Source organism: Streptomyces sp. P5F9, from assembly GCF_057961495.1.
This window is the reverse complement of the sequence record NZ_JBXVPZ010000362.1, coordinates 1-10,199: the sequence shown is the minus strand read 5'-3', so window position 1 is coordinate 10,199 and position 10,199 is coordinate 1. Positions and strand designations below refer to the sequence as shown.

General features: G+C 71.8%; 6 protein-coding genes and 1 pseudogene. 5 read left to right on the top strand and 2 right to left on the bottom strand.

Annotation, left to right across the window (positions count from 1 at the left end):
• Positions 1-2,853 (bottom strand): glycoside hydrolase family 2 TIM barrel-domain containing protein (locus tag AC31A1_RS38280; protein ID WP_489657699.1); only part of this gene is annotated, 2,853 nt, incomplete at its 3' end.
• Between the two features lie 258 nt (positions 2,854-3,111).
• Between AC31A1_RS38280 and AC31A1_RS38275 the strand changes: the two genes are divergently transcribed.
• Positions 3,112-5,487 carry a SpoIIE family protein phosphatase gene (locus AC31A1_RS38275; protein ID WP_489657698.1) on the top strand — a complete coding sequence of 792 codons (2,376 nt, stop codon included), beginning with the start codon at positions 3,112-3,114 and terminating at the stop codon, positions 5,485-5,487.
• A 25-nt stretch (positions 5,488-5,512) separates the two neighbouring features.
• Here the strand turns inward: AC31A1_RS38275 and AC31A1_RS38270 are convergent, their stop codons facing one another.
• On the bottom strand, positions 5,513-6,064 hold the full coding sequence (locus tag AC31A1_RS38270) for an RNA polymerase sigma factor (protein ID WP_489657697.1): 552 nt from the start codon (positions 6,062-6,064) through the stop codon (positions 5,513-5,515).
• A gap of 46 nt (positions 6,065-6,110) precedes the next feature.
• Between AC31A1_RS38270 and AC31A1_RS38265 the strand changes: the two genes are divergently transcribed.
• From AC31A1_RS38265 to AC31A1_RS38250, 4 genes and pseudogenes are all read left to right on the top strand, one after another.
• Positions 6,111-7,493 carry a serine/threonine-protein kinase gene (locus tag AC31A1_RS38265; protein ID WP_489657696.1) on the top strand — a complete coding sequence of 461 codons (1,383 nt, stop codon included), beginning with the start codon at positions 6,111-6,113 and terminating at the stop codon, positions 7,491-7,493.
• 123 nt (positions 7,494-7,616) lie between these two features.
• Positions 7,617-8,339, top strand: coding sequence for a DUF4232 domain-containing protein (locus AC31A1_RS38260; protein WP_489657695.1), 723 nt, complete (start codon positions 7,617-7,619; stop codon positions 8,337-8,339).
• Positions 8,340-8,409: 70 nt separating this feature from the next.
• A complete protein-coding gene (locus tag AC31A1_RS38255) occupies positions 8,410-9,660 on the top strand; it encodes an arsenic transporter (protein WP_489657700.1) in 1,251 nt (416 codons plus the stop codon).
• Positions 9,661-9,676: 16 nt separating this feature from the next.
• Positions 9,677-10,123, top strand: a pseudogene (locus AC31A1_RS38250) (universal stress protein); the annotation flags it as partial.
• Between the last annotated feature and the right edge of the window lie 76 nt (positions 10,124-10,199).

Here is a 10,199-nt window from a genome sequence, read left to right as displayed (position 1 = left end):
CGACACCTCCACCCGGTCGAAGGACCGCCCCCTCCCCCAGTCCACCGACACCCAGTCCTCCGCACGCGCCCCACTGAATGCCGGCAGCAGAGCCGTCGCCGACTTCACGAAGGCGTTGGACCAGCCGGTGGCCGAGTCGCCGTCGAGCATGGCGGCGGGGAGCGTGTCAGGTCGTCCCGAGTAACTCGCGTCGGCGTAGGGGTAGTTGGGCGGCGCAGGATAGTCGGCCGAGAATCGCGGCGCCGAAGTCGTGGCCACATCCCGACCCGGTGTCGTCCGCACCGTCACCGCGCCGCCCCGCAGCCCTTCCGCCCGCGCCGTCACCTTCAGCGGGCCCGCCTTCGTACCGGACCGCACGATCGCGAGTGCCTTGCCGTGGAAGGCGGTTCGGGTGCTCGCCTGGTAGCGCTCGGCGCTCTCCTCCCGACCGTTGTCGAGCCCGGCAAGTGACCCGCCCTTCACCTCGAAGGCGATCAGATCCTCCGCGTCGGGCAGGACGACACCGTGGGCGTCGACGACCTCCGCGGTCACGAAGACCAGTGAACGGCCGTCGGCGGCAAGGGACGTGCGGTCGGCCGTGAGCCGCACGGCGTGTGCGGCACCGGCCGTACGCAGCACGTCGGAAGCGACCACCTTCCCGCCACTGCTCGCCACCGCCTTCAACTCGCCCGGCTCGTACGGGACTTTCCAGGTCAGGTGGAGTTTGCCCGCGCTGCCGTTCGGGCTGGTGTAACTGCCCGGGTAGGGGCCGGTGGTGAAGGTCTTGTCGTCACCGGTGGCCTCGTTGGTCTCCAGGTAGGTGCGGCCGTCGGTGGTCTTCTTGGTGTCGAACTCCCTTGTCCCGAGGGACTTTCCGTTGAGGAACAGCTCGACGGTGTCGACGTTGGCGTAGGCCCAGACCTCGACCGTGTCGCCCGGCTGGTGGTTCCAGCTCATCGGCACCAGATGGACCATGGGCTCGCCGACCCACTGGCTGCGGAAGAGGTGGTACATGTCCTTCGGGAAGCCTGCCGTGTCGACCGCGCCGAAGAAGGACGCCTTGACCGGGAAGACGTCGTACGGCGTCGGCTCCCCGATGTAGTCGATGCCCGACCACAGGAACTGGCCCGCGAACCACTTCCGGTCCCGGTCCTTCTTGTGTCCGTACTCGCCGCTCATCGTCCAGGAGGCGAGGTTGTTGTCGTACGACGAGGTGTCGCGCCTGCCCGGGGTGTGGTTCTCGCCGGTGTTCAGGTGCTCCGGCTCCTGGTAGGCGCCGCGGGTCGAGGTCTCGGAGGAGGACTCCGACTCGAAGAGGAACAGGTCCGGATAGGCGGCGTGCAGGCCGTCGACGGACTTGGCGGTGTTGTAGTTGAGGCCGAGTCCGTCGAGCTTGGCGAGCATGAGGTCGGCCGCGGAGCCCTTGGCGGGCACCCCGTGGTACTTGTTCGAGCCGATGACCACCGGCCGGGTGTCGTCCGCCGCCTTGATCGCGCCGATGATGCGGTCGGCCATCGCCAGCCCGGCGGTGGAGGTCGAGTCGGGGATCTCGTTGCCGATGGACCACAGCACCACGGCGGGCGAGTTGCGGGCGGCGAGGACCATCTCGGTGGCGTCCCGCTCGCACCAGTCGTCGAAGAACCGGTGGTAGTCGTAGGTCGTCTTGCCGGTGTGCCAGCAGTCGAAGGCCTCGACCATCATCACGATGCCCAACTCCTCGCAGGCCTCGATCATTTGCGGCGAGGGCGGGTTGTGGGAGGTCCGGAAGGCGTTGACGCCCATCGACTTCATGATGCTCAACTGCCTGCGTACGGCGTCGATGCTGATCGCGGAGCCCAGGGCGCCCTGGTCGTGGTGGAGGTCGACGCCCTTGATCTTGGTGTGCGTGCCGTTGAGGGAGAAGCCCTCGTCCGGGTCGAAGCGGTAGGTGCGGATGCCGAAGGGGGTGCTGTACGTGTCGGCCGTCCTGCCGGCCACCCGCAGTTCGGTCTCCAGGGTGTAGCGGTGGTCCGGGGTCTCGATGTCCCACAACTCGGGCTTGGGGACGGCGAGTTCATGGGGTTCGGTTGCGCGGTCGGTGACAGCGACCGTGGAGGAGCCGCGGGCCACGGTCCGGCCGCCGGGGTCCACGACTCTCGATCTGACCTCGACCTCGCTCGCGGTGCCCGACTCGTTCACCACGGTAGTCCGCACCCGTACGACGGCCCGCTCGGCGGTGATGTCCGGGGTCGTGACGTACGTGCCCCAGCGTTCGACGTGCACCGGTTCGGTGATGACGAGGCGGGCCTCGCGGTAGATGCCGCTGCCCGAGTACCAGCGGCTGCTGGGGAGTTGGTTCCGCACCTGCACCGCGACGACGTTCTCCGTGGTGCCGTCGGTGTGCAGCAGGTCGGTGAGGTCGAGGGCGAACCCCGTGTATCCATAGGGGTGTTGGCCGACCTGCGTGCCGTTGCAGAAGACGTACGAGTCCATGTAGACGCCGTCGAACTCGACCGAGATCCGCTTGCCCGCGAAGGCCGGCGGCAGGGTGAAGGCGATCCGGTACCAGCCGAGGCCGCCCGGGAAGAACCCGGTGCCACTGGTGGTGCCGTTCGCCGTGGTGGGGGTCTGTTCGATGCTCCAGTCGTGGGGGACCGCGACCTGGCGCCAGGCCGAGTCGTCGTAGTCCGGTGCGGCGGCGTCCGCGTAGGCGCCGGTCGGGTCGGTGATCCCGCCCGGGTTGACCAGCGCGAAGCGCCAGCCGTCCCGGAGGGGGACCGTGCGGCGGCCGGACACGCCCGCTGCGGCGGCATGTGCGGCCGGGGCGGACAGGAGTGATGCGGCCGTCGGCGCGGCCGTGGAAGCGATCAAAACCGATCGGCGAGTGACCGTCATGGCGGCTCTCCCTCATCAGGGCCCAGAAGTACTCACAACTGATCGTGACCGAACAGATTCTGACGGGGTGCCACGCCGGGCCGTCAAGGGTGCGGAGGCGGACAGCCGCCCCGGTGGGCCACTTCGACCGGTTTTCCCCCCTTGACCGTCGCGACCGTCGTCCCTGGGGGTTCTCGTCCGCGCGAGACCGTGACGCACTAGGCTGGAACACAAGTGACGCGCCTGTTCACTGTGAGTGTGCGCGATGGAGTGGCGACGATGAGACCGGTCTACCCGTTCGACGATGCCGCGACGGCGCGGGTTGTCATCGACGACGCGGGCACTCTGGTGGAGTGGAACGACGGGGCCAGGCGGCTCCTCGGCCACACCGCGGACGAGGTCGTGGGCCGCCCGGCCGTACGGTTGCTGGCCGGCGGTGCCGAGGCGCTGCCCGGGATCACGGGTGCGCGCTGGGACGGCACGGTCTCCTTGCGCCACCGCGACGGGCGCGCCGTGCCCGTGTGGCTGCTGGCCCACCACCGGCGGCCCCGGGACGGCGGGCCGGGCGACTGGCTCGTCGTGACCCCGTTGGAAGGGGGCGGTCCGCCCGCCTCCGAGGACCCTCTCGCGACCGCCGCGCTGACCCAGTCGCCGTGTGCCATCGCGGTCTACGACGAGCGGCTGCGGCTGAGCCGGGTCAACGACGCGATGGCCGACGTGATCGGGCTGCCCGAGGAGCGCATCCAGGGGCTGCGGATCACCGAGATCGGCGGGAAGGCGCAGAGCGCGGAGCTGGAGCAGTACATGCTGCGTGTGCTCACCTCCGGGACCGCCGAGGACTTCCAGATCTACATGCGCACCGGCGGCGAGGACGCCGCGCACGCGTGGCTGGCCCGGATGGCGCCGATCACCGACGCCGAGGGACGGGTGCGGGGCGTGTGTCTGGCCGCGCACGACTTCACCGAGAACTACCTGTCGCGGGAGCGGCTGCAACTCGTCAACGAGGCGAGCGTCCGCATCGGCACCACCCTCGACGTCACCCGTACGGCCCAAGAGCTCGCGGACGTCTGCGTGCCGGCGCTCGCCGACTTCGTCAGCATCGAACTGCTGGACCCGCAGGAGCACGGCGGCGAGCTCCCGACGGCGATCACCGCACCGGTCCGACTGCGCCGGGCCGCCCACCAGTCGGTGCAGCAGGGCAGCCCCGAGGCCGTCGCCAAACCGGGCCAGCTGAATCTGTACCCGGAGCAGTCCCCGCAGGCCGACGCGCTGGTCGCGGGCCGCACGCTCGTCGCCTCGGGCCGGGCCCTCGAACTCTGGCTCGCCTGGGACCGCACCCGCACCAGGCGCGTCGAGGAGTACGGCATCCACTCCTCGATGGCCGTACCGATCCAGGCCCGCGGCGTCACCCTCGGCGTGGCGGTCCTCACCCGGTACCGGCGCATCGACCCGTTCACCGACGACGACGTCCTGCTGGCCGAGGAGGTCACCGCCCGCGCCGCCGTCTGCATCGACAACGCCCGCCGCTTCTCCCGCGAACGCGAGACCGCGCTCGCTCTCCAACGCAGCCTGCTCCCCCGCAAACTCCCGCGCACGGCCGCCCTGGAGGCGGCCTCGCGCTATCTGCCGGCGGCGCGCGCCGGGGTCGGCGGCGACTGGTTCGACGTGATCCCGCTGTCCGGGATGCGGGTCGCCATGGTCGTCGGGGACGTCGTCGGCCACGGCATCCAGGCCTCCGCCACCATGGGCCGGCTGCGCACGGCCGTCCGCACCCTCGCCGACATCGACCTGGCGCCCGACGAGTTGCTGACCCACCTCGACGACCTCGTCGTACGGCTGTCCGCGGAGGCCGGCGGCGAGGGCAGTCCGGGCGAGGTCGGCGCGACCTGTCTCTATGCGGTGTACGACCCGGTGTCCCGCCGCTGCACGCTGGCCCGCGCCGGTCATCCGCCGCCGGTCATGATCCGGCCGGGCGGTCCGCCCGAGCCCGTCGACCTGCCCGCGGGGCCGCCGCTCGGCCTGGGCGGGCTGCCCTTCGAGTCGGCCGAGTTCGAGCTGCCCGAGGGCACCGTGCTCGCGCTGTACACCGACGGGCTGGTCGAGAACCGCGAGCGGGACCTCGACGACAGTCAACGGCTGCTGTTCGACGCCCTGTACGCCCCCTCGGACTCCCTGGACGAGACCTGCGACCGCATCCTGCACGCCGTGCTCCCGCCGGGCGGTGCCGGCGACGACGTGGCGCTGCTGCTGGCCCGCACCCAGGGGCTGCCCGCCGAGCAGGTCTCGACCTGGGACATCCCGGCCGACCCGTCACTCGTCGCCCCGATCCGCAAGCAGGTCGTCGAACAGCTCGACGCCTGGAACCTGAGCGAGGCCGGGTTCACGGCCGAGCTGGTGGTGAGCGAGCTGGTCACCAACGCGATCCGCTACGGCGCGCACCCCATCCGGCTCCGGCTGATCCATGACGCGACCACGCTGATCTGCGAGGTCTCCGACACCAACCACACGGCCCCGCACCTGCGCCGCGCCAAGACCTGGGACGAGGGCGGCCGCGGCCTGCTGCTGGTCGCGCAGCTCACCCAGCGCTGGGGCAGCCGGCACACGGCGGACGGCAAGACGATCTGGGCGGAGCTTTCCCTCTTCGACGAGATCTGAGCCGTGTCAGGAGAGGTCGGCCGACTCAGGAGAGGTCGGTCAGCCAGGGCCTGACCTGGCGGCGGGCCTCGTGCAGCCGGGACTTGAGGGTGCCGAGCGGGATGCCGAGGCGCTCGGCGATGTCGGCGTACTCCAGGTTGCAGATGTCCCGGTAGACCAGCGGCGCGACCAGGTGCGGCTGCTCCCGCTCCAGGCGCTCCAGCGCCTCCAGGAGGTCGATCTTCGAGCCGGCGATCACGCTCGTGGTGCGCGGGTCGACGTGCTGGGTCACGTCGATCACAGCCGGCTGCTCGGCGGCCCGCCGCTTCAGCTCGCGGTACTTCTGCCGCGAGCCGTTGGCGACCACCGTGTAGAGCCAGGTGCTGAAGAGGCTCCGGCCCTCGAACGTGCCGATCTTCCGGGCGACTTGCATCAGTACGTCCTGCGCCGCTTCCTCGGCGTCCTCGCGGCACGGCAGGAAGCGCCCGCACCGCCTCAGGACCTCGGGGCCGATCGACCGCAGCAGCTCGTCCAGGGCACCCGTGTCACCGGCCGCGGCCCGCCGCGCGAGCTCCTCGGTCCGTACCGTGTCCCGCACTGGCTCCACTCCTCCGCCTCGGTCTACGAGCAGGCATGATAGTCGCATGCACTTCGTCGAACAGATCGGCCGCTACAGACTCGAACGCCGCCTGGGCACCGGCGCGTTCGGCACGGTCTGGCTCGCGCACGACGACGTGCTCGAAGCGCCGGTGGCCGTGAAGGTCCTCGCCGACAACTGGGCGCACCGCCTCGACATCGTCGACCGCTTCCTGTCCGAGGCCCGGCTGCTGCGCCGGGCCGACTCGAACCGCGTGGTGCAGGTCTACGACATCGGTGAGCTGCCCGACGGACGGCCGTACTTCGTCATGGAGTACGCCGACGCCGGCACCCTCGCCGATCTGCTCACCGCGGGTCCGCTGCCCGTGCCGGAGGCGCTGCGGCTGACCGCGCTGGCCGCCCGGGGCGCCGCCGCGCTGCACAAGGCGGGGATCGTCCACCGGGACATCAAGCCGTCCAACGTGCTGCTGCGCACCGCCCCGGACGGGTCGTACCGCGTCCTGCTCGCCGACCTGGGCCTGGCCAAGAGCCTGGCGCACGGGTCGGGCCTCACCCTGGCCGCGGGTTCGGCGGGCTACCAGCCGCCGGAGCAGGCGCAGCCCGGCTCGGGCATCGACGAGCGTGCCGACGTGTACAGCCTGGGCGCGGTCGGCTACGAACTGGTCACCGGCACGGTCCCGGGGGCGCCCGGACAGGTCGTACGGCCGGACCGGCTGCGGCCGGACGTGTCCGCCGACGTTCAGCGGGCCCTGCTCCGCGCGCTGGAGCCGGACCGGGAGCGGCGCTGGCCTACGGCGCGGGAGTTCGCGGAGGAACTGGAGCGGCTGGCCGCCGAGGCCGCCCCGACGCGCAAGCAGCGCAGGCTGCACAGCCGGCACCGGAGTGTCGCGCTGATGGCGGGGCTGTTCGTCGTGGTGGCCGCCGCAGCTGCCACTGCGGTGCTGAACCTGCCCTCGTCGTCCGGGAGTTCCCAGCTGCGGGTCAAGGACAGCACCGGCCGGATCGTGGCCGAGGTGCCCAACGCGTGGGGCCGTCAGCTGCGCGACTCGGGCTGGAATCCGCAGGCGCTCGGGCTGCGGTCCGGGCACGAGCCGGGGCTGGCCGTCGCCGACGACCTGTCGAAGTGGCCGGACCTGTCGACGGACGTGAACGGCGTGTTCATCGGCCTGAGCGAGCACGGCAGCGTGACGACCGAGGTGGACGGCATCGCCCACTCCGGCTGTCACTACGACGGCAGTCACGCTTACTCCAGCGCCACCTGGCGCGGCACGATCCGTACCTGGAGCGACTGCTCGGGCGGCACGGGCACCCTCTCGGAGACCGCGCTCCGCATGGTCGGCGGCGCCGCGCAGCCCCAGGTGTACGTCCAGATCCGGCAGCACAGCGGTGACGCGACCGCGCGCATACTCCGGTCGCTGCGGGTCACCTGATCACTGTCGACCTCACTGCCGGAAAAAATCCGGTGATCCCGCGAACCTTTCGACGCGGACCCGCATCGGACCCTTGTGACAGCGCGCGGGGCGCTGTGCGGTGAACCTCCAGGAGTGTTGAAGATGGCGAACACGTCTCAGTCCCAGCGCCGGGCGGCCCTGCTCGTGAGCGCCGTGGCCGTACTGGGCCTGACGACGGCCTGTGGCGACGGCAGCGGCACGGTGAGCAGCCCGCAGACCCAGTCGGGTACGGCCGCTCCCGCGGGCGGCGACCCCACGACCAACGGGTCCGGCACGCCGGCCTCCACGTCGAGCGGCACCGACACCGCCACCGGCTCGGACTCGACCTCGTCGGGTTCCTCCACCTCGACCTCCACGTCCTCGGGCTCCGGCGGCACGAGCACCAACACCGGCACCGCGAGCAGCGGCCGGTGCCACACCTCCGAGTTGAAGGCGAAGGTCGGCGGCAACGACCCGGGCGCCGGGCAGGAGAACTTCCCGATCGTTCTCACCAACGCGTCGGGCCGTACCTGCACGGTCCGCGGCTATCCCGGCGCCGCGTTCGTGAACGCGTCCGGCACCCAGCTGGGCCCGGACCCTCAGCGCGAGACGGGCACCACCGCCGCCACGGTCACGCTGAAGCCTGGCCAGAGCGCCTGGGCCGGCCTGTCCTTCTCCAACCCGGAGGTCAGCGGCGCGAAGACGGCGACCCCGGCCACGCTGGTGGTCACCCCGCCGGACGAGAAGGACCCGCTGAAGGTGTCGTGGACGAACGGCACGGTGCCGGTGTCGGGCAACGCGTCCTCGGTGCGTCTGACGGTGTTCAGCGCGGGTACGGGATCCTGATCACGGGTTGCGCGCCGCGGCCTGGTTACATGGGGCGGGCAGCACGTCCCGCGTCCCGGAGGACCGTCCCCTGAACACCCCGCTCGCCGAAACCCTCTCCGTCGTCCTGCTCGTCGCCGTCCTCGTGTGGGCCGTCGTCCGCCCCTTCGGCCTGCCGGAGGCAGTGATGGCGGTCCCGGCCGCCGGGATCGCCGTGGCCACCGGGGCGATCTCGCTCGACCACGCGCGGGCGGAGGCCGGGCAGCTCGGGCCGGTGGTCGGGTTCCTCGCCGCGGTCCTCGTGCTCGCCCACTTCTGCGATGTCGAGGGCCTGTTCCGGGCCTGCGGGGCCTGGATGGCGGAGTGGGCGAAGGGCAGTCCGGGCCGGCTGCTGACGGCGGTGTTCGGGCTGGCCTCGGTGATCACGGCCGTGCTGAGTCTGGACGCGACCATCGTGCTGCTGACGCCGGTCGTGTTCGCGACGGCGTCCCGGATGGGGGTCCGTCCCAAGCCGCACGTCTACGCCTGTACGCACCTCTCGAACACCGCCTCGCTGCTGCTGCCGGTCTCCAACCTGACGAACCTCCTCGCCTTCGCGGCCAGCGGCCTGAGCTTCACCCGCTTCGCCGGGCTGATGGTGCTGCCCTGGCTGGTCGCGATCGGCGCCGAGTACCTGGTGTTCCGGCGCTTCTTCGCCCGCGACCTCGCGGCGGCCGCGCCCTCGCTGGCCTCCGGCGACAAGCCCGAGCTGCCGGTGTTCGCACTGGCGACCGTCGCCTGCACCCTCGCCGGGTTCGTGCTGACCTCCGCGATCGGCATCGATCCGGCGTGGGCCGCGCTGGCGGGCGCCCTCGTCCTCGCCGGCCGGGCGCTGCTACGGCGCCGGGCGACCCCGCTCACGGTCGTGCGGGCCGCCGCCCCGTCCTTCCTCGCGTTCGTGCTGGCGCTCGGAATCGTGGTGCGGGCCGTGGTCGACAACGGACTCTCGGACGCGCTCGGGCACCTGCTGCCCGGCGGGACCGGCATCGCGGCGCTGCTCGGGATCGCCGCGCTGGCCGCCGTACTGGCGAATCTCATCAACAACCTGCCGGCGGTGCTGGTCCTGCTGCCGCTGACCGCGCAGTCCGGACCCGGAGCCGTGCTCGCCGTGCTGCTCGGGGTGAACATCGGACCGAACCTGACCTACGCCGGGTCGCTCGCGACGCTGCTGTGGCGGCGGATCGTCCATCAGCACGAACACGGCGTGGATCTCAAGGAGTTCACGAAGCTGGGGCTGCTCGCCGTGCCGTCCGCGCTCGTCCCGGCGGTGCTGGCACTGTGGGTGTCGCTCCAGGTTCTCTGACACCGAGGGAGGCCGAATGCGTGTGATCGCCTGGCTGGTCGAGGGCACATGGCCCGCCTGCGTGGACGCCGTACGGACGCATACGGCGGAGGCGGACGAGGTGGTGCTGCTGCATGTGAGCGGGCCGGATGTGCCCGGGGTGGCGCACGGGGCGTTCGCCGGGCTGCTCGGCCGGGGCGGTCCGCAGCGTGATCCCGGCACCCGGCTGGAGGATCTGGGCAGTACGTCGGCGGCGGAGCTGCTGGACGCGGCGGCCGAGCGGCTCGGGCGGCCGTGCACCCGGATGGAGCGGGCCGGGCGCGTGGAGCGCGAGGTGGTGGCCGCCGCCGACGACGCCGATCTGCTGGTGCTGGCCCGCGACGGCGACCGGGCCCGGCTCGGCCCGCACAGTCTCGGGCCCGCCGTCCGGTTCGCCGTCGATCACGCGCCCTGTCCGGTGCTGCTGGTGTGGCCGGAGGCGGCGGTTACGGCGGTGGAGGGTACGGCGGTGGGGGGTACGGCGGCAGCCGCTGAACCTCAGTGGTGCGGCGGTGGCGGGG